18 protein-coding genes and 1 pseudogene are annotated in these 19,735 nt (G+C 65.0%); 12 read left to right on the forward strand and 7 right to left on the reverse strand.

The genetic code is table 11. The features are described 5' to 3' along the window. Positions 1-437 precede the first annotated feature (437 nt). The 6 genes and pseudogenes from NY08_RS21875 (at position 438) to NY08_RS21900 (ending at position 5,626) form a co-directional block, all read left to right on the forward strand. Positions 438-2,092, forward strand: a pseudogene (locus NY08_RS21875) (FAD-dependent oxidoreductase). Then, entirely contained in the window at positions 2,089-3,591 is a 1,503-nt protein-coding gene (locus NY08_RS21880; RefSeq protein ID WP_045198759.1) for an ATP-binding protein, read from the forward strand. Before NY08_RS21875 ends, NY08_RS21880 begins: the two are co-directional and overlap by 4 nt. After that, positions 3,588-3,932: a UBP-type zinc finger domain-containing protein gene (locus NY08_RS21885; protein ID WP_045198761.1), complete on the forward strand. Its 345-nt coding sequence runs from the start codon at positions 3,588-3,590 to the stop codon at positions 3,930-3,932. The genes NY08_RS21880 and NY08_RS21885 overlap by 4 nt, the downstream gene beginning before the upstream one ends. Beyond that, positions 3,929-4,342, forward strand: a complete 414-nt coding sequence (locus tag NY08_RS21890) for a DUF1801 domain-containing protein (protein WP_045198763.1) — start codon at positions 3,929-3,931, stop codon at positions 4,340-4,342. The genes NY08_RS21885 and NY08_RS21890 overlap by 4 nt, the downstream gene beginning before the upstream one ends. Next, the gene (locus tag NY08_RS21895; RefSeq protein WP_045198765.1) at positions 4,339-5,010 is read left to right on the forward strand and encodes a GOLPH3/VPS74 family protein; all 672 of its coding nucleotides are present in this window, start codon (positions 4,339-4,341) and stop codon (positions 5,008-5,010) included. Before NY08_RS21890 ends, NY08_RS21895 begins: the two co-directional genes overlap by 4 nt. Positions 5,011-5,020: 10 nt before the next feature. Then, positions 5,021-5,626: a DJ-1/PfpI family protein gene (locus tag NY08_RS21900; RefSeq protein WP_045198767.1), complete on the forward strand. Its 606-nt coding sequence runs from the start codon at positions 5,021-5,023 to the stop codon at positions 5,624-5,626. On the opposite strand, the gene NY08_RS21905 is transcribed toward NY08_RS21900, so the two are convergent. Then, positions 5,606-5,953, reverse strand: a complete 348-nt coding sequence (locus NY08_RS21905) for a DoxX family protein (RefSeq protein WP_045198769.1) — start codon at positions 5,951-5,953, stop codon at positions 5,606-5,608. The two genes, NY08_RS21900 and NY08_RS21905, sit on opposite strands and share 21 nt — an antisense overlap. 79 nt (positions 5,954-6,032) lie before the next feature. Here NY08_RS21905 and NY08_RS21910 point away from each other — a divergent pair, with 79 nt between their 5' ends. After that, a complete protein-coding gene (locus NY08_RS21910) occupies positions 6,033-6,362 on the forward strand; it encodes a winged helix-turn-helix transcriptional regulator (RefSeq protein WP_045198771.1) in 330 nt (109 codons plus the stop codon). A 42-nt stretch (positions 6,363-6,404) separates the two neighbouring features. Here the strand turns inward: NY08_RS21910 and NY08_RS21915 are convergent, their stop codons facing one another. Beyond that, complete coding sequence (locus NY08_RS21915; protein ID WP_200893144.1) at positions 6,405-8,270, reverse strand: BCCT family transporter; 1,866 nt, start codon at positions 8,268-8,270, stop codon at positions 6,405-6,407. Positions 8,271-8,514: 244 nt separating this feature from the next. Between NY08_RS21915 and NY08_RS21920 the strand changes: the two genes are divergently transcribed. After that, positions 8,515-9,429: a serine/threonine-protein kinase gene (locus NY08_RS21920; RefSeq protein ID WP_045198773.1), complete on the forward strand. Its 915-nt coding sequence runs from the start codon at positions 8,515-8,517 to the stop codon at positions 9,427-9,429. 55 nt (positions 9,430-9,484) lie between these two features. On the opposite strand, the gene NY08_RS21925 is transcribed toward NY08_RS21920, so the two are convergent. After that, positions 9,485-10,966, reverse strand: a complete 1,482-nt coding sequence (locus NY08_RS21925; RefSeq protein ID WP_032393792.1) for an amino acid permease — start codon at positions 10,964-10,966, stop codon at positions 9,485-9,487. A 407-nt stretch (positions 10,967-11,373) separates the two neighbouring features. Here NY08_RS21925 and groL point away from each other — a divergent pair, with 407 nt between their 5' ends. From groL to NY08_RS21940, 3 genes are all read left to right on the forward strand, one after another. Further along, positions 11,374-12,999, forward strand: coding sequence for a chaperonin GroEL (gene groL / locus NY08_RS21930; protein ID WP_008713461.1), 1,626 nt, complete (start codon positions 11,374-11,376; stop codon positions 12,997-12,999). A 146-nt stretch (positions 13,000-13,145) separates the two neighbouring features. After that, entirely contained in the window at positions 13,146-13,934 is a 789-nt protein-coding gene (locus NY08_RS21935) for an RsiV family protein (RefSeq protein ID WP_045198781.1), read from the forward strand. Positions 13,935-13,974: 40 nt separating this feature from the next. Beyond that, positions 13,975-14,877, forward strand: coding sequence for an alpha/beta fold hydrolase (locus NY08_RS21940; RefSeq protein ID WP_045198783.1), 903 nt, complete (start codon positions 13,975-13,977; stop codon positions 14,875-14,877). A gap of 6 nt (positions 14,878-14,883) precedes the next feature. Here NY08_RS21940 and NY08_RS21945 read toward each other — a convergent pair whose 3' ends face one another. The 4 genes from NY08_RS21945 to NY08_RS21960 are packed head-to-tail and all read right to left on the reverse strand — an operon-like array spanning position 14,884 to position 18,109. Continuing rightward, on the reverse strand, positions 14,884-15,207 hold the full coding sequence (locus NY08_RS21945) for a putative quinol monooxygenase (protein WP_027498443.1): 324 nt from the start codon (positions 15,205-15,207) through the stop codon (positions 14,884-14,886). A 46-nt stretch (positions 15,208-15,253) separates the two neighbouring features. Further along, positions 15,254-16,279: an NAD(P)-dependent alcohol dehydrogenase gene (locus NY08_RS21950; protein WP_045200948.1), complete on the reverse strand. Its 1,026-nt coding sequence runs from the start codon at positions 16,277-16,279 to the stop codon at positions 15,254-15,256. Between the two features lie 5 nt (positions 16,280-16,284). Then, the gene (locus NY08_RS21955; RefSeq protein WP_045198786.1) at positions 16,285-17,064 is read right to left on the reverse strand and encodes an iron-sulfur cluster assembly protein; all 780 of its coding nucleotides are present in this window, start codon (positions 17,062-17,064) and stop codon (positions 16,285-16,287) included. Position 17,065: 1 nt separating this feature from the next. Beyond that, positions 17,066-18,109, reverse strand: coding sequence for an amidohydrolase family protein (locus tag NY08_RS21960; RefSeq protein WP_032394136.1), 1,044 nt, complete (start codon positions 18,107-18,109; stop codon positions 17,066-17,068). A gap of 155 nt (positions 18,110-18,264) precedes the next feature. On the opposite strand from NY08_RS21960, the gene NY08_RS21965 reads away from it, so the two are divergent. Then, a complete protein-coding gene (locus NY08_RS21965; protein ID WP_045200950.1) occupies positions 18,265-19,725 on the forward strand; it encodes a GAF domain-containing protein in 1,461 nt (486 codons plus the stop codon). Positions 19,726-19,735: the final 10 nt, after the last annotated feature.

A 19,735-nucleotide genomic window follows, 5' to 3' on the forward strand; every position in this document is an offset into this window, starting at 1 on the left:
CCGACGTGTTCACTAGCGTTCCCCGATCAGTAGATTTGGGCTCTTGTTTACCCCGACCGAGGACCAAGGAAACTGTCTCGAGCTGCGAAACGCCGCACGAGATCCCACCGAGGCGTTAACACCGGGCGGACACTGATCGATGTAGCAAGCGGAGTGTCGGGACCAACGAAGAAATTGTTCGGAGTGATCCACCGTGAAATTACAGTCGATAATGCGTCGTACCAGCAGAGATCTCCCGCTGTTGAAGACCGCCAGGATGAGCGGCAGCCCACGCACCTGGCCCGCCGAGAAGCTCGAACGACTCCTCACCCCGCAGGAGCTCGATCTGATCAGGCGCGGCCGAATCTGACCCCACTGATTCCAGGACTGCTTGCCTCCCATTCGGGGCGACGCGGTGGCATGCTCATGTCGTTGGTGAGCACCAGTTCTGGAGGGTCATGAAACCGGTCATTCTCAGCGTCGACGACGATCCAGGAGTTTCACGTTCGGTCGCCCGCGACCTGCGCCGCCGATACGGCGAGCAGTACCGCATCGTGCGTGCGGAGTCCGGTTCCGGGGCGCTCGACGCGCTGAAGGAACTCGCGCTGCGCGGCACCCCGGTCGCCATACTGTTGGCCGACTATCGGATGCCGCAGATGAGCGGCATGGAATTTCTCGAGCAGGCCATGGACATCTTCCCGACGGCCAGGCGCATCCTTCTGACCGCGTACGCGGACACCGACGCCGCGATCGACGCGATCAACGTCATCGACCTCGACTACTACCTGCTCAAGCCGTGGGATCCCCCGAGGAGAAGCTCTATCCCGTGCTCGACGCCCAACTCGAGGCCTGGTGTGCCTACGACCATCGGGCCGTCGAGGACACCAAGATCATCGGCCACCGTTGGTCTGCGCGCTCGTCGGAGATCCGCGAGTTCCTCGCTCGCAATCAGCTGCCGTATCGCTGGTACATGTCCGACGAGTCCGAGGGTGCCCGGCTGCTGGCGGCCGCAGGCGTGGACGACAGCCGGTTGCCGGTGGTCATCACCACCGAGGGCGATGCGCTGATCGAACCGTCCGATGCCGAACTCGGCAATCGGCTCGGCTTGACGGTGTCGCCGTCCGAGGAGTTCTACGACCTGGTCGTCATCGGCGGCGGACCGGCGGGACTGGGAGCTGCGCTCTACGGTGCGTCGGAGGGTCTGCGGACGACCCTGATCGAGCGGACCGCAACCGGCGGCCAGGCCGGTCAGAGTTCGCGCATCGAGAACTACCTGGGCTTTCCCGACGGGGTGTCGGGTGCACAGCTGGCCGAGCGGGCACGGCGGCAGGCGCTCAAGTTCGGTGCCGAGGTGGTCACCACCCAGGACGTCGTCGGCCTGGAGACCAACGGTGCCGCGCGCACCGTACGGTTCGCCGACGGCCGCAGCATCAGTGCACAGACGATCATCCTGTCCACCGGTGTCGCCTATCGCAGGCTGGACGCACCGGGAATCGACGACTTCACCGGACGCGGCGTGTTCTACGGATCGGCGATGACCGAGGCGGCGCGCTGCGCCGAGCAGGACGTCTACATCGTCGGCGGCGCGAACTCGGCCGGTCAGGCGGCGGTGTATCTCTCGCGCGGGGCCAAGTCGGTGACCATTCTGATCAGAGCGTCTTCCCTCGAAGCGTCGATGTCGTACTACCTCATCAAACAGATCGAAGAGAACCCGAAGATCAGCGTTCGGCCGTGCACCGAGGTCGCGGGCGTGTCGGGCGACGGTCACCTCGAGTCGATCACGCTGCGGAACCGGGCAACCGACGAGACGACGACCGTCGACGCGCAGTATCTGTTCCTGTTCATCGGGGCGGCGCCGCGCACCGAGTGGCTCGACGGGGTACTCGTGCGGGACGACCATGGATTCGTGGTCACCGGGCCGGATCTCGTCACCGACGGACGTGGACCTGCCGGGTGGACGCCGACTCGCCTGCCGCATCACCTCGAGACGAGTGTGCCCGGCGTCTTCGCGGCCGGTGACGTTCGATCCGACTCGGCCAAACGCGTCGCGTCGGCAGTGGGAGAGGGAGCAATGGCCGTGATGTTGGTGCACAGATATCTGGCGAACCCGTGAGCGCGCAGGAGCGGAGCCCGCGGAGTGACCAGAGTGGGCTCGCGTGTGATCCGGAGGAGTTGCGGACGCTGTTCCTGTTCGAGCATCTCTCCGACTCGCAGCTGGCGGAGCTGTGTCGGGACGGACGCATCGAAACGATCGAACCCGGGCCGGTGTACGCGGAGGGCGATCCGGCGACGTGTTTCTACGTGTTGATGGACGGTGCCGTCGTGCTCTCCAAGCTCTCGGGCGGGGAGGATCTGGTGGTCAACCGGACCTCCCAGCGGGGGGTGTACGCGGGTGCCTGGCAGGCGTACCTGGGTGATCGGGTGCCGCAGACGTACCAGGGTTCGATGCGGGTGACCGAGCGCTCCCGGTTCTTCGTGCTCGACGCCGAGTGCTTCGCGTCCATCGTGCGGGAATGGTTCCCGATGGCGCTGCACCTGCTCGAGGGTCTGTTCTTCGGCAATCAGAACACCAAGCAGATAGTGGAACAACGAGAACGCCTGTTGGCGTTGGGTTCTCTGTCTGCCGGGTTGACGCACGAGCTGAACAATCCGGCAGCTGCTGCGGTGCGGGCTACGTCGGCGTTGCGGAATCGGGTGGCGCACATGCGGCAGAAGTTGGCGATGATCGCCGGCGGCACTCTCGATCGCGGCAGCATGGCGCATCTGGTCGGACTGCAGAACGAGGCCGTGGAGTTGGTGGCCAAGGCTCCGAAGCTGACCGCGATGGAGGCGTCGGACCGCGAGGACGAACTCGGAGAATGGTTCGAGGACAAGGGTATCGGGGACGGTTGGGATCTGGCTCCGACGTTCGTCTCGGCCGGTCTGGATGTGCCGTGGCTCGACAAGGTTGCTGCGACGGTGGACGATCCGACGATGCTGGAGGGTGCGATCGGGTGGCTCAACTACACCGTCGAAACCGAGCTGTTGATGAACGAGATCGCGGATTCGACCACGCGCATCTCCACGCTCGTCGGTGCAGCGAAACAGTATTCGCAGATGGACCGCGCGCCGTACCAGACCGTCGACGTGCGGGAATTGCTCGACAGCACTTTGATCATGTTGGGCCGCAAGATCGGTGACGAGATTCGGGTGGTGAAGGACTACGACCCCGCGGTTCCGCCCATCCCGGTCTACGCAGCCGAACTCAACCAGGTGTGGACGAACCTGATCGACAATGCCGTGCAGGCGATGGCAGGCGCGGGAGTGGAGCCTGCAGGAACGACCCCGAAAGAGAAGGGGGTGTTGACGGTGCGGACATCGTTGGACGAGGATCAGGTTCAGATCGAGATCTGTGATACCGGACCCGGTGTGCCGCAGGAGATTCGGTCGCGGATCTTCGAGCCGTTCTTCACCACCAAACCGGTCGGCGAAGGTACGGGTCTCGGTCTGGACATCTCGTGGCGGATCGTGGTGAAGAAGCACCAGGGTGATCTGCGAGTGGTGTCCGAACCGGGCGACACACGGTTCATCGTTCGGCTGCCCGTCGACCCGGCCACAGAGGAGGCAACATGACCATCGAAGGCATCGACCCGAAGGTCCCACCGTCGGGCCCGGGCTGTGTGGAGTGCACGCAAACGCAAGGGTGGTGGGTGCATCTGCGTCGGTGCGCGCAGTGCGGCCATATCGGGTGTTGCGACTCCTCACCGTCGCAGCACGCCAGTAAGCATGCGGAGTCCACCCGGCACCAGTTCGTGCGCAGTTACGAGCCCGGCGAGGACTGGTTCTACAACTATGCCGACGAGCAGATGTACGACGGCCCCGAACTGGCTCCGCCGCAACATCATCCGCTCGATCAGACGGTGCCCGGGCCGCGTGAGCGGGTGCCGTCGAACTGGCAGGCCCTGATCAATTGAACGAGAACCTGACTCGACCCACCGATGTACCGGCCGAGGATTTTCTGGCCGCTGTCGAACATCCGGTTCGCCGCGCGGACGGTCTCGCCCTGGCCGAGATGATGGGTCGGGTGACCGGGCAGCCGGCGGTGATGTGGGGGCCGACGATGGTGGGTTTCGGTGCCTACCATTACACGACGGGCAGTGGCCGTCGGGGCGAGAGTCTCGTCGTGGGGTTCTCCCCACGTAAGGCGAATCTGTCGGTGTACGGCGCGACGTACGCCCCGGAATCGGATTCACTGCTCGAACGCCTGGGCAAGCACAAGCGAGGCGCAGGTTGCCTGTACGTGAACAAGCTCGCCGATGTGGACATAGCGATTCTCGAGCAACTGGTGGCTCACAACTACGCGTACATCCTGGGTAGACCTTGATCGCAGAGGACCTCCTGTTGCTGTTGCTCGACGACGACTCGGGCAAGCCGCTGGCCGACAGCACGAAGTTACCGCGGGTGCTGGCCGGTGCCCTGGTGGTCGAGCTCGCGATGGGTGGGTCGTTGCGCATCACCGGCCCCGGCGAGCAGACGAAGAAAGATCACGTGGTCGTCGCAGGAGCGCCCCCCGCCGACGTCCTGCTGCGTCGAGTGTTCGATCTCGTGGCATCGGCGTCGCGGCCGATGAAGCCGCAGAAGGTGATCGAGAAGTCGCAGAAGAATCTGTCGAAGGAGTTGATCGCTCGGTTGGTGGCCCAGGGTTTCGTCGCCGAGAACAAGGCCAAGGTGTTGGGGCTGTTCCCGACCACTACGTGGCCTGCTCGTGACACCTCGCACGAGAAGGTGTTGCGAGATTCCCTACGCGGCGCGCTCGTCGACGGGACTACGCCGTCGCCCCACACGGCTGCGCTGATCTCGTTGATCTCGGCGGTGGACCTGACGCACAAGGTGATAGTGGATGCGGACAAGAAGCTGCTGAAACAGAGGGCGAAGCAGGTCGCCGAGGGGGAATGGGCAGGCGCGGCTGTGCGCAAGGCCGTCTCGGATGTGAACGCTGCGGTGATGGCCGCGGTGATGGTGCCCGTCATCGTGTCGACCACGAGCAGCTGAAAGTCAGGGTATGAGCAGAAGCATTGCAATTGTCTTGTTCGACGATGTCGAGGTACTCGATGCGTGCGGGCCGTTCGAGGTGTTCTCGGTGGCGAATCGAGTGGCCGACCGTGCCGGGAGTGCACGACCTTTCGAGGTGAGTCTCGTGGGGATCGATGACAGGCCGGTCGTCGCCAGGGGTGGAATGAGGATCGGGGTGGACACCACGATCGACGATCCGAGGGCATACGACGTCGTCGTGATTCCCGGCGGTGTCATCGATGCCGTCGAGAAGAACGCCCGAGTGCTGGAGTGGTTGCAGCGCACTCGGCCCGGTGCGGAGTTGGTCGCGTCGGTGTGCACCGGTGCGTTCGTGCTCGCCGCAGCGGGTTTGCTCGACACACGCCCGGTCACCACGCACTGGGAGGATCTGGAGCAACTGTCCGCTCGATGGCCTGCGCTCGTCGTCCACGAGGCCGTTCGATACATCGACCACGGCGATCTGGCGACCTCGGCGGGTATCAGCGCCGGTCTGGATCTGGCGTTGCACCTGGTCGCGCGGTGGGCGGGAGCGGATCATGCTCTCGCCACCGCGAGCCAGATGGATTACGACTGGTCAGGCGCTGAGCACCCGTAGCACCAGCGCGACGATCGCGAACACGGCCAGTCCGGCGGCGGGTGCGAATTCCTTGTCCTTGGCGCGAAGGTGGGCGGCAACGGCTCCGACGAAGTAGAGGATGACGCCGACCGCGGCTGCGACGCCGATGGGCCAGACGGCCAATCCGACCAGCAGGCCGACGGCTCCGAGGATTTCGACGTAGGCGAGCCAGGGGATCTTGTCGGCGGGGACGCCGACCTGTTCGAGCATGGGGATGACGGAGGGATTCTTCGTCAGTTTCCCGATGGCGGAGAACGTGAGCGCGACGGCGAGCAGAACCGAGACGACGACGGTTGCGATGAACATGAGCCCTTCTTTCATATCCGAGGTCACTAGTAATTCAGAAGCAGCAAGGCGGACTGTAGCACCTCGGTAAGGTGGACGTATGGTCACCAGCGAGCAGCCTCACGACCCTCGTGCCTGCGACGGGGCGCTGACCAAAGCCTTCGGCTTCCTCGGCAAGAGATGGAACGGAATTCTTCTCGCGACGCTGATGAACGGGCCGATGGGGTTCTCGGACCTTCGCCGCGCGGTCGGTGGCATCAGTGACTCGGTGTTGTCGGAGCGACTGGGCGAACTCGGCAAGGCAGGCCTGGTGGCGCGCACCGTCGACGACGGGCCACCCATCTCCGTCGGCTACAGCCTGACGACGTCCGGAGAGGCGCTGCTGCCGTCGTTGGAGGCTCTGACCGACTGGGCTTCGAAAAACCTCTGACCCCCGCGACGGCGTCGCGAGGGCCAGAGGTGGATCGATCGGTCAGTCGGTGTGGTTGCTGTCCTTCTGGCCCTCGGCCGAGTCGGCGAACTCCTGCGTGTCGAAGACTTCGCCGCCGAGTGGGTCGACAGGAGCATTGTCTCCGGAGTACTCGACCGCCCCGGTTTCGGGATGAACCTCGAGCTGTTCGTTGGGCACCTCGTGCACTGCCAGTACGACGCTTCCGTCGGCGCGAGAGGATGTCAGCCCCTCTCGCGACGGCGACAGTCCGGAGAACGTCGTGGAGATCCCGGCCGTCGTACGCTTTCGAGGTGCGGCAGGTGCGGACACCGTCGGCTCCTCGTCTGCGACGTCGGAGGTTGTGGTCACGCGCACGTACCGCGGTGTGGTGGCGACGTCGTAGCGGAACGCCTTGAGCATCGACACACAGGCCAGTGCCAGCACTATCGAGAACGGCACGGCCGTGGCTATCGACATCGTCTGCAGCGCCGTCAGTGAACTCGAACCACCGACGAGCAGCAGCACGGCCGCGGCCACGCCCTGCAGCACGGCCCAGTAGACCCGGGTGATCTTCGGGGTTTCCAGTTCCCCACCGGTCGAGAGAATGTCGATGACCAACGATCCCGAGTCCGAGGACGTGACGAAGAAGAACACGATGACCGCGATGGCGATGACGCTGGTGATCGCGGCGATCGGGAGGCCGTCGAGCACCTGGAACAGGCTGGTGTCGGTGTTCACCGCGCCCTCGGCGTCGAGCAGATCTCCCTCGTTGCGCTGCCGAAGGATCCCGGTGTCGCCGAAGATGGTGAACCACAGCGAGCCGACGATGGTCGGAGCGAGCAGCACACCGAACACGAATTCACGGATGGTGCGGCCGCGGGAGATACGCGCGATGAACATGCCGACGAACGGTGCCCAGCTCATCCACCAGCCCCAGTAGAAGATGGTCCAGCCGCCGGCCCAGCCGTCGTCGGAGAACGGCGAGGTGCGCAGGGCCAGCTCGGGCAGAGCCTGAACGTAGCCGCCGAGGTTCTGTACCCAGGACTGCATCAGGAACAGTGTCGGGCCGAGGAGCAGCACGAACAGGGCCAGTGCAGCTGCCAGTCCCATGTTGATGTTCGAGAGCCACTTGAGACCCTTGGACACACCGCTGACCACCGAGAAGGTGGCGATACCGGTGATGGCGGCGATGAGCACGATCACGAACCAATTGGTGGTCTCGACCCAGCCGAGGTACTCGAGGCCCGCGGAGATCTGCTGGACACCGAACCCGAGTGAGGTCGCGACGCCGAACAGGGTGCCGACGATGGCGACGGTGTCGATGGCGTGGCCGATCGGACCCTCGATGCGCTTGCGGCCGAGCAGCGGCTCCAGCAGCCAGCGGACGGTCAGCGGGCGACCCTTGCGGTACGTCATGTACGCCATGCCGAGTCCGACGACGACGTAGATGGCCCAGGCGTGCAGGCCCCAGTGGAAGAGGGTGAGCTCCATGGCCTGACGTGCAGCGGGGTCGGTGCTACCGGGAACGCCGCCCGCCTCGGGTGGCGTCACGTAGTGCGAGAGCGGCTCGGCGACGCCGTAGAACACCAGGCCGATGCCCATGCCTGCGCTGAACAGCATGGCGAACCACGAGAGGACGCCGAACTCGGGCTTCTCGTCGTCGCGACCGAGCCGGATGTTGCCGACTTTGCTCAGGCCGCAGTACAGGGAGAACAGCACGAAGCCGGTCGCGGCCAGGATGTACCACCAGCCGACGCCCGCGGTGATGGCCTCGTTGAGCTTTTCGAACGAGTCCGCCGCCGTGCTCGCGTAGATCACGGAGAAGGCGATCATGACGAAGATGATGACCGAGGCGGGGACGAAGACCGGCTTGAGCAGGCCTCCCCAGGCTTCTTTTATTGCTTTCACTTACTTGACTTCCTTACAACTCGAGTCACCGTAATCGGCTGACCGTTATCGGTTTGCCGTTCTTTTTCTCTTGTTTCGGTCAAGTACCGGTAATCACCATAAACGACATCGGCGCTGGTGGCGAAACTGCCGAGTCGCCTCGAGCCCTGGAACGGACTACAGTTCTGTCGATGCTGCGGACGTGTCCGATCGTGTCACCCGTCGGTTACGGCGGCGCGAGTAGGCCTGTGCGGCAGGCGATTCCATGACGATGCGATTGCAGCCGGGTTCGGAGTTCGCGGGATTTCGGGTGCAGCGCCGCCTCGGTGTCGGGGGCATGAGCGAGGTGTATCTGGTTCTCGGACGCGGCCACGATCGGCTCGAAGCCCTCAAGATCCTGGACCGGGACGCGTCTCGATCGCCGAGGTTGCGCAACAAGTTTCGGATGGAAGCGGCCGTCGCCGCGCAACTGGTGCACCCGAACATCGTGTCGGTGCACGAGCACGGTGAGTTCGAGCACCAATTGTGGATGTCGATGCACTACGTGGACGGCTACAGCGCCGCGCGGCTGGTCGCCCGCGGACAGATCGCTCTCGACGTGTCCCGGGCGGCGCGCATCGTCGCCGAGGTGGCCAAGGGACTCGACTACGCCCACTCGCAGGGCGTCGTGCATCGGGACGTCAAGCCGGCCAACATTCTCGTCTCCACCGAGCGAATCGACGGCTACGAGCAGGTGATGTTGTCCGACTGGGGAATTGCACGCCTACTGGGGGACGCGACTCCGCTCGCTGCGGGTGGGACGGTGATGGCATCCATCCCGTACGCGGCACCGGAACTGCTGCGCGGGGGAGTGCTCAGTGCGCAGACCGACGTCTACGGTCTGGGGGCCACGCTCGTCGAACTGACAACTGGCCGGACGCCGTATCCGCTGGCCACGCCGTTGGCCATCACCGCTGCACACCTCACGGCCGAGCCGCCGTCGGTGACACGGCGTCGACGCTCGTTGCCCCGAGGCCTCGACGCCGTGGTCGCACGCGCGCTGGCGAAGGACCCGGCGGATCGCTTCCGAACCTGCGCCGAGCTCAGCGATGCGGTGGCGGCAGCAGTGAAAGCGGGAGTTCCCGAACCGCCGCCGCGCCGATCGCCGTTCAGCCGATCGCGCTGGCTCAAGTTTTCCTGACCGCGACACGACGAAGGCCCCACACCGAGTCGGTGTGGGGCCTTCGCTCACGGGTTCACTCCTCCGGGTCGACCGGACGGTTCGCCACCACCGGGTACTGACCGGTGTAGCCGAGGCGTTCCTCGGCGACGGCGAGCACCTTGGTGCGCACCAGGAACCAGCCGCCGATCAATGCGGGAATGATGACCACCAGGGTGGCGATGGTCCAGCTGCCGATCGGGGCGTCGAACGCCATCAGCACCAGCACGCCGAACAGGAACACCAGGGTTGCGTAGCTGGTGTACGGCGCACCGAACAACCGGAACTTGGGCCGTTCGAGGATGCCCTTCTTGGACCAGCGGAACAGCTGTATCTGGCACAGCACGATGGTCGCCCAGCTGGCGATGATGCCGAGCGCGGACATGTTCAGCACGATCTCGAAGGCCTCGCCCGGGGCGATCGCGTTGAGGGCGACGCCGAACAGCGTGATGAAGCAGGTGAGCAGGATGCCGCCGAACGGTACGCCGCCCTTGGTCATCTTCTTGGTGAACTCCGGCGCGCTGCCGTTCATCGCCATCGAGCGCAGAATGCGGCCCGTCGAGTACAGCCCGGCGTTCAGGCTCGACAACGCGGCGGTGAGCACCACGATGTTCATGATGGTGCCCGCGCCGCCCAGGCCGATGCTCGAGAAGAACGTCACGAACGGCGACGTCCCGGCCTGGTACGCGGTGTACGGCATCAGCACGGCCAGCAACACCAGCGAGCCGACGTAGAACAGTGCGATACGAGCGATGACCGAGTTGATCGCCCGCGGCATGATCTTCTCCGGGTTCTCGGTCTCACCCGCAGCCGTCCCCACCAATTCCACTGCGGCATAGGCGAACACGACACCCGAGATCACGATCACCAGCGGCCATGCTCCGGACGGGAACAAGCCGCCGTTGTCGGTGATGAGGTTGATACCCGGCACCTCGGTGCCCACCGGAATGCGTCCGGCGAGGAACACGATGCCCACGATGAGGAAGGTCACCAGCGCGACGACCTTGATCATCGCCGCCCAGAATTCCATCTCACCGAACCAGCGGACCGAGACGAGATTGATGGACATGACGATGACGAGGGCGATCAGTGCGATGACCCACTGCGGGATCACCTCGAAGCTGCCCCAGTAGTGCATGTACGTCGCGATGGCCGTGACGTCGACGATGGCCGTCATCGCCCAGTTGAGGAAGTACATCCAGCCCGCGACGAACGCAGCCTTCTCGCCGAAGAACTCGCGCGCGTAGGACACGAAGCTGCCCGACGACGGGCGATGCAGGACCAGCTCGCCGAGTGCACGCAGGATGAAGAAGACGAAGATGCCGCACAGGGCGTAGGCGAGAAACAGGCCGGGGCCGGCACTGGCGAGGCGTCCGCCCGCGCCGAGGAACAGGCCGGTGCCGATTGCGCCGCCGATCGCGATCATCTGCAACTGACGAGGTTTGAGGCCCTTGTGGTAGCCCTCCTCCTCGTGATCCATCGCCGAATTGTCGTACGAGGTGTCGACCGTATCGGACATGTTTCGATCCTTACTGTCGCTTTTGTGGGGGTATGTCCGAATTGAAATGACGTGAAAACTACTGTCCCAGAACGATATTAGCGTTCGGCGTTCGTGCGGAAGATGCCGAATGTTAACAATGGCCACGGATGTGAACAGTGTGTGAAGGGCCCGTGCAATGGTGAGCATCTGCTCGCGGCAGCCGCCGCGCGGTGGCGTCGGGCACGGGGGTGGCGGTGGTTCGCTCCCGGCGGACGACCTTGCACTCGCCATGGTCGAGTGCTAGAAATGCAGTTGGCACTCTCGACACGTGAGTGCCAGGTCGGGACACGGTGAGGCCGGGGAATCAACGACACCCCTGGTCGTCCGTCGCGGGCACCGAGCTCGGCCAGCAATGTGTCACCCCCAATCCGGAGGATCACTTCGCAATGGCCAAGATCATCGCGTTCGACGAAGAGGCACGCCGTGGCCTCGAGCGAGGCCTCAATGCCCTCGCCGACGCAGTAAAGGTGACGTTGGGCCCCAAGGGTCGCAACGTCGTACTCGAGAAGAAGTGGGGAGCTCCCACGATCACCAACGATGGTGTTTCCATCGCCAAGGAGATCGAGCTCGAAGATCCCTACGAGAAGATCGGTGCCGAGCTCGTCAAGGAGGTCGCCAAGAAGACCGACGACGTCGCAGGCGACGGCACCACCACCGCTACCGTTCTCGCTCAGGCACTCGTCCGTGAAGGCCTGCGCAACGTCGCAGCCGGCGCGAACCCGCTCGGCCTCAAGCGCGGCATCGAGAAGGCTGTTGCAGCCGTCACCGAGTCGCTGCTCGCGTCCGCGAAGGAGATCGACACCAAGGAGCAGATCGCTGCTACCGCTGGCATCTCCGCAGGCGACCCGTCCATCGGCGAGCTCATCGCCGAGGCCATGGACAAGGTCGGCAAGGAAGGCGTCATCACGGTCGAGGAGTCCAACACCTTCGGCCTGCAGCTCGAGCTCACCGAGGGCATGCGCTTCGACAAGGGCTACATCTCGGCGTACTTCGCCACCGATGCAGAGCGTCAGGAAGCCGTCCTCGAAGACGCGTACATCCTGCTCGTCAGCTCCAAGATCAGCACCGTCAAGGACCTGCTGCCCCTGCTGGAGAAGGTCATCCAGTCCGGCAAGCCGCTCGTCATCATCGCCGAGGACGTCGAGGGCGAAGCTCTCTCCACCCTCGTGGTGAACAAGATCCGTGGCACCTTCAAGTCCGTGGCCGTCAAGGCTCCCGGATTCGGTGACCGCCGCAAGGCTCAGCTCGCCGACATCGCCATCCTCACGGGCGGCGAGGTCATCAGCGAAGAGGTCGGCCTCTCCCTGGAGACCGCCGGACTCGAGCTGCTCGGTCAGGCACGCAAGGTCGTCATCACCAAGGACGAGACCACCATCGTCGAGGGCTCGGGAGATTCCGACGCCATCGCCGGTCGCGTCAACCAGATCCGCGCCGAGATCGAGAACTCCGATTCCGACTACGACCGCGAGAAGCTGCAGGAGCGCCTGGCCAAGCTGGCCGGTGGCGTTGCAGTCATCAAGGCCGGAGCGGCAACCGAGGTCGAGCTCAAGGAGCGCAAGCACCGCATCGAAGATGCCGTGCGCAACGCCAAGGCAGCCGTCGAAGAAGGCATCGTCGCCGGTGGCGGCGTGGCACTGCTCCAGGCAGCGCCCGCACTCGACAACCTCAAGCTCGACGGTGACGAGGCAACCGGCGTGAACATCGTTCGCGTCGCGCTGTCCGCTCCGCTCAAGCAGATCGCATTCAACGCAGGCCTCGAGCCCGGCGTCGTTGCGGACAAGGTCTCCAACCTGCCCGCCGGTCACGGCCTCAACGCCGCGACCAACGAGTACGAGGACCTGCTCGCCGCAGGCATCAACGACCCGGTCAAGGTCACCCGCTCGGCACTGCAGAACGCAGCGTCCATCGCGGCTCTGTTCCTCACCACCGAGGCCGTCGTCGCCGACAAGCCCGAGAAGGCCGGAGCGCCCGCAGGCGATCCGACCGGTGGCATGGGCGGCATGGACTTCTGAGTCCAGCCCCTCGCTGAAAAAGCCCGACTCCGCTCTGCGGGGTCGGGCTTTTTCGCGTTCGAATCGGGTGCACTGGGCCGCGCCTGGCGCGGTCTGCTGCACCCGATTCTCGGTGCCAGCCGTCGAGTTTGTGGTTAGGGTCGGTCATGACTCGCATTCGCTCGATGGCTGCCGCCCTTGCCCTGACAGCGGCCCTCGCGGGTTGTTCCACTTCGGGAACCGCCACGCCCGCGTCCGCGCCGACGACCTCCGACACACCGGCCACGACCGAGCGCGCCGAGCCGACGAGTACAACTCCGCCCACCACGTCGAATGCCGCCGAGTCGTACGTCGTCGGCAGCACTCGGGTCACCGGATCCACGGAACATGCAACCTACGATGCCGCCATTCCGCAGCTCAGTGGTGGGGATCCCGCTGTGACGGCGGAGTTCAACGAGTCGATGCGGGCGGCCTTTCAGGACTTGATCGACGGCCACGACGGACAGGATTTCGCCCTCGGCGACGGCTACACGCCGAGCTCTACCTACGTCGGTAGGCGCGTGATCAGTTCCGAACAGATCACCGACTGGATCGCCGTGCCTGCCGGTGCCCATGGTGATTCGCTGATCTCGACCGTGACGATCGACGTCGACACCGCACAGCCGATCACCCTCGGTGACGCGTTCACCGATCTCGATGCCGGTCTGTCGAGGTTGTCCGAGCAAGCGGCGAAGATTCTTCCGACCACCCGGGCAGGCGAGAACTTCGAGCGCTCGGGCATCGAGCCGACGGTGGCCGACTTCGGCAACTGGACCGCATCACCGGAGGGGATGAACATTTACTTCGGTGATTACCAGGTGGGGGCCTATGGCATCGGCCTCATCACGATCACCGTCCCATGGACCGACCTGTCCGACGTTCTCGCGCCCGGCATGCAGGACGTGCTGAGCAGTTGACCCTCGGCGCATACCGCCACCGCAATGCGAGCATGGACCCATGATGATTCGCGCAGGAGTGTTGGATGTGGAGTTCGACCGCGTCGGCGATCCGTCCGGTCCCTCGGTGGTGCTGCTACACGGGTTTCCGTACGACCCACGCGGTTACGACGACGTCGCCAGGCTGCTCGCCGAATCCGGATACGACGTGGTGGTGCCGTATCTGCGGGGCTTCGGACCGACCCGGTTCGTCGACGCCGACACGATGCGATCCGGTGAGCAGGCCGCGATCGGCCACGACCTGCTTGAGTTGATTCTCGCGCTGGAACTGAACGAGCCCATCGTCGCCGGCTACGACTGGGGTGGGCGAGCGGCGTGCGTCGTCGCCGCGATGTGGCCGGAGTTGGTGTCGGGCCTGGTGAGCGTGTCCGGATACCTGGTCCAGGACATCGAAGCGGCAGTGTCGACGCCGGTGTTGCCGCACCTCGAGAAGCGGTACTGGTATCAGTACTACCTGCACTCCGAGCGGGGCCGCGCCGGGCTCGCGGCCCACCGCGCAGAGATCGCACAGACACTGTGGACGGATTGGTCGCCGACCTGGCGGTTCGGCGACTCCGAGTTCGCGGCCACCGCACCCTCGTTCGACAACCCCGACTTCGTGGACGTGTCCGTGCATTCCTACCGCCACCGCTACGGCATCGAGGCCGGGGACCCGGCCTATGCAGCAACGCAGGAATCGCTGACCGAGCAACCGAGGATCACGGTGCCCACGATCGTGATCGATCCGACCGAGGACACCGTTGCCTCGCTCTACGGCAGCCCGGACCACGCGGCGCACTTCACCGATCTGATCGACGTTCGGCAGATCGACTGCGGCCACAACCCGCCGCAGGAACTGCCGGGACAGTTCGCCGACGCGGTCGTGACGCTGGGCCAGGTGGTCCGGGATCGAGAACGAAGCTAGAACGATCTAGTCGACGGCGAGTTCGCCCAGTTCGTTCCAGTCGGTGCCGTCGACCTCTTGGCTGATGATCTTCGGCGTCTCCTGCAGGTACGGCGGGAGATCCTTCTGCGCCTGCTTGAAGTGATCCGAGTTCACGTGTGTCGCACCGGCATCGGGGTCCTTGAAGGCCTCCACCAGGACGTACTCGGTCGGGTCGTCGAGGGTGCGTGACCAGAAGTACCAGAGGCACCCCTCCTCGGCCTGGCAGGCTTCGGTGAAGTCGCGCGAAATCTCGGGCCAGTTGTCGGCGTGCTCGGGCTTGACCTTGAACTTGGCGGTGATGAAGATCAACGTTGCTCCTCGTTGTTGGGGTTGTGGCGGTGGTTACTACCCGATTTCAGGGTACGAGAATCGCGCGGCCGCGAACCCGTCCGTTGTCGAGGTCGTCGATGGCACTCTGAAAGTCGTCCAGTGCGTAGGTCTGCGTATGCAGGTTCACGGCACCGCGCGCGGCGAGAGACATCAGATCGCACAGGTCGTTGTAGGACCCGACGAGGTTGCCGACGATGTTCTTCTCCGCCGACACCAGGTCGATGGTCGGCACGTCGACGTTCTCGCCGTAGCCGATCACGTGGTAGTCACCGGCCCGTCTGGTCATCGCCAAACCCTCTGCGGTGGAGCCATTTTCGCCGACGAAGTCGAGAACGACCTCGGCGCCGAATCCGCCCGTGAGCTCCATGACCTGGTCGATCTGGCTGCCGTCGGCGACCACCGCGTGATCGGCACCGAGAGTCAGGGCGAGCTTGACGGCATCGGCGTTGCGGTCGATGACGATGAGCTCCGCGGGCGACAGCGCCTCCAGCACCTGGATACCGATGTGGCCGAGGCCGCCTGCACCGATGACGACGCATTTATCGCGTGGAGTCAGCCGCCGGGCCGCTTTGGCGGCGGCGTGGTACGCCGTCAGGCCTGCATCGGCCAGCGCTGCCACCGCGGACGGTTCGAGCGAATCGTCGATCTTCACCACTGTCCTGGCGTTGGTCCGCAGATAGTCCGCGTACCCGCCGTTGGTGTCGATCCCGGGGAAATCACTGCTCTCGCAATGCACGTCGTCTCCGGACCGGCATGCCCGGCACAGTCCGCACGTGACCAACGGGTGCAGGATCACCTTGTCGCCCTCGCGGACGTTGGTGACGGCCGAACCGACCGCGTGCACCCATCCGGCGTTCTCGTGTCCGATCGTGTACGGCAGTGTGACACCGGACTTCTCGGCCCACTGGCCTTCGAGGATGTGCAGATCGGTGCGGCACACGCCTGCCCCGCCGATCTTCACGATCACGTCGAGAGGGCCTCGAACCACGGGGATCGGTACCTCGGTCATCTCCAGATTCTTGTGATACCCGACCACCTGGACGGCGCGCATCGTGCTCATCGTGACTGCTCCTGTGTTGTGGTGTGCTGGACGGTGAGGGAGGTGAGGGGGATGAACGCGCCCTCCTCGCGAGGGACTTGCTGTTCTTCCGCGCCGGGGTAGCGAGTCTGCAGCAACCCACGACAGAAGTGCGCGTTGCCGTCGATCGAGACGCGGGTGGCGCGGGCGCGCCGCATCACCATCGTGAGATCACCGGTGTGTGGGCGACCGGTGTGGTCGACCAGAGCCGGAGCGGCCGGGTCGATTCTCAGCCCGAGTGCCTCGCGGCGGCGAAGCAGAGCGGTCGACGTGCGATCGTCCGCAAGATCCCCGAGAACCACTGCGGCCAAGTCGTTCTCGGTCGCACCGGGATTCGCTCGCAGCCACCCCTGGAGAGAACGTTCCATCGCCGCCACATACGCCTTGCGGCGGAACGTCGCGCGCAACTCCTCGAGGTCCTCCTCGGCTTCGTGGCCGAAGGTGCCTCGATATCCTGCGTCGGCGGCGAGGCCGGCGTTGATCTTGTCCGAGTCGTGGTGATCGTCCAGTTCGACGAGAACATGCTCGGTCCACGGCAGTGCCGTCAGCACGTCCTTCGCATCCCCCGACATGAGGTACGCGAAGTTCGGCGAGCAGAACGACGTGGGCAACCGCAGATGAACGTGGACGGTGCTCTCGTCGACCTCGAGGGATCGGACGAAGCCGAGATCGGTGATGGGCTCGTCCAATTCGGGATCCAGGACGACACCGAGGGCGGCGTAGGCCTCGTCCTTCCTGGTGGTCGTGGCAGTCGTCATCTCAGACCGCCGCGAGGTCGGCGCGCTCGGGCTGACGCGGTCCGGTCTCGGTCTCGTCGGCGTCGGGCAGCTGCAGCTCTGCAGGGACCTCGATGTCGTAGAGCTTGGCGGCGTTGAGTCCGAGCACCTTCTTCTTCTGCTCGAGCGTGATGGGAGCGTATTCGTCGAGGGACTCGTGGATCTGGAAGTCGACGAATCCTTCGACCAGCCACTTGGGCGTCCACAGTGCGTAGTCGGAGGAGAAGAAGATGCGGTCCTCGCCCAGCCAGTACAGCAGCTCACCCATGATCTGGCCGAAGTACTTTGGACGTGTGTGCATGAACGGAATGGCCACCGCGAGACCGGCGTACACGTTGGGTTCCTGGGTCGCGATCCAGCAGAAGTCCTCGAGCCGGGGCAGTCCGCAGTGCTCGACGACGAAGTTCAGATCGGTGAAGTCGGTGGCCACGTGGTCGACGTCCGCTACGTCGAACGCATCTCGATCGAGCGGACGGATGGTCGGTCCCTTGTGCACGTGGATGTTCTTGATGCCGACTTCGCGGCAGACCTCGAGGTAGCGCCGCGTCCAGTCGTCGTCGAGCTTGTAGCCGCGGGAATCGCCGTGCCACTCGGCGGTGTAGAGCTTGACGCCCTTGAGTCCGAAGCGCTCGGCGTCGGCTCGCAGCTGGTCGAGGCCACGTTCGCCGTTGCGCGGATCGAAGTGGTGGTTGTAGGTCAGCTTGTCCGGGTGCGCGGCGGCCAACGCCGACGCCTCCTCGGTCTGTCCGAACCCGTTGTTGTAGAACTCGCCGAGGTGGGCGGGCTGGAAGATGGCGTGATCGACGTAGCCGACCTCGAACAGGTCGTGCATCAGGCGCTCGCCACCCTGGTAGAGGTACTCGTCGTACGTCCACAGTTCGCTCTCGGGGGACAGGTTGCGGTGGTAGTCGTAGAAGCAGTCGATGAACTGCTTGCCGTGGATGTTGCGCTGGTTCTGCTCCCGCGCGTCCCACAGAGCGATGTGAGCGTCGACGATGAAGAACTTCTCGCCATTCTTGGTGTACATGCGGTGTGCCTCCCGGATGGTGCGATACGTGACGTGCGTCACGTCGTTATGGGAACGACGGTAGGTCCGAATCGAGCCGGCGTCGCGGCCTCGGCGTCTCAATTCGAGACGCTGCCCCGGCACAGATGGCGACATGCGAATGTAACCTGGATCACATGGCAGATTCCGGGGGTCTCTCGCGAGCCCGACTCCACTCGGAGCCGCTCGCTGCCGTCTCGCATCGGCTCCTCGCGTCCTGGCACCGAAGCCAGCGGTACGGGGTGTCGCTCGACGAGGTTGCTCCGGTCTTCTCGGGAACCTACGACGACGAGTCCCTGTTCTACCGATGCGGCCGCGAGGTGCTCAACGGGTTGCGCGACACGTTGGCGAACGAACCGGTGTCGATGATGCTCACCGACGCCGACGGTCTCGTGTTGGACCGAGTCAGCGCCGATCGCGATCTGCTGGCCGCGCTCGACCGTGTGCATCTGGCGCCCGGCTTCTCGTATGCGGAGGACCAGGCCGGTACCAACGGCCTGGCGCTGGCGCTGGCGGATCAGGTGCCCGCAGTGGTGAGGGCGGACGAACACTACTCGCTCTCGCTCGCCGGCTACACGTGCGCGGCTGCGCCGGTCCTCGATCCCCTCACCGGCAGGGTGGAGGGCTGCGTCAATCTGACCACCTGGTCGGAGTCGTCGTCGGATCTGCTTCTGGCCCTTGCGCAGTCGGCGGCAGGCAACACCTCGGCGATGATGCTCGCGCGGGCACAGGGTCAGCATCCACGGCCTGCTCCGCGCGGTGAGGTGTTCCGGGTCGAGACCGCTCACAGCGGGCCGGGATCGGGCATACTCGACGACCTTTCCCCTGGCTGGCGTAGTGCACTGGGGTCTGCGGAAGCTGCTCTGGCCGAACATGGTTCGATTCTCATGGTCGGTGAGCCGGGGTCGGGCCGGGCCACCGTGCTCGCTCGCGCACTGCGCGCGGCACGCCCGCGCGGCCGCATCCTCAGCGCCGGAGCACCGGCAGCCCGCGACGTCGACGCCTGGCTCGACCTCTGGACGCCCGAGCTGCCGAAACCCGATACGGCAGTGATCATCCGCGATGTCGACAGGCTTCCCGCGCGTGCAGCCGACGCCCTCGCCGAACTGATCCGCCGCGCCGGCCACGGCGTACCCGTCACCGTCACGGCGTCGAACTACGACGACGTGCCCCCGGCACTCGCGGGACTGCTGCGCACCGTGGTCGAGGTACCGCCGCTGCGAAACAGGCCCGACGACATCGCCCCGCTCGCCCTCCATCTGGCCGGTCGAGTACGCGGCCGCCAGGTCACGCTCACCCCGGCTGCCGAGCGAGCGCTGCGCGAACATCCGTGGCCGGGCAACGTCGGTGAGCTGGCCACGGTGATGCACAAGGCAGCCGTCCGCGCCGACGTCATCGGAGTCCACCATCTACCGCCGGAGGTGCTCTCGCGCACCACCCATCGGCTCACGCGCATCGAGACGTTCGAGCGCGACGAGATGATCCGCGTGCTCTCTCGCCCCGGCATCACCATGAACGACGCGGTCGAGGAACTCGGGATGAGTCGAGCGACCATCTATCGCAAACGCGACCGATACGGCATCACGCTTCGTTCCTGATCGCTTACCC

The sequence above is a fragment of the Rhodococcus sp. B7740 genome (assembly GCF_000954115.1).
Taxonomy (GTDB): Bacteria; Actinomycetota; Actinomycetes; order Mycobacteriales; family Mycobacteriaceae; genus Rhodococcoides.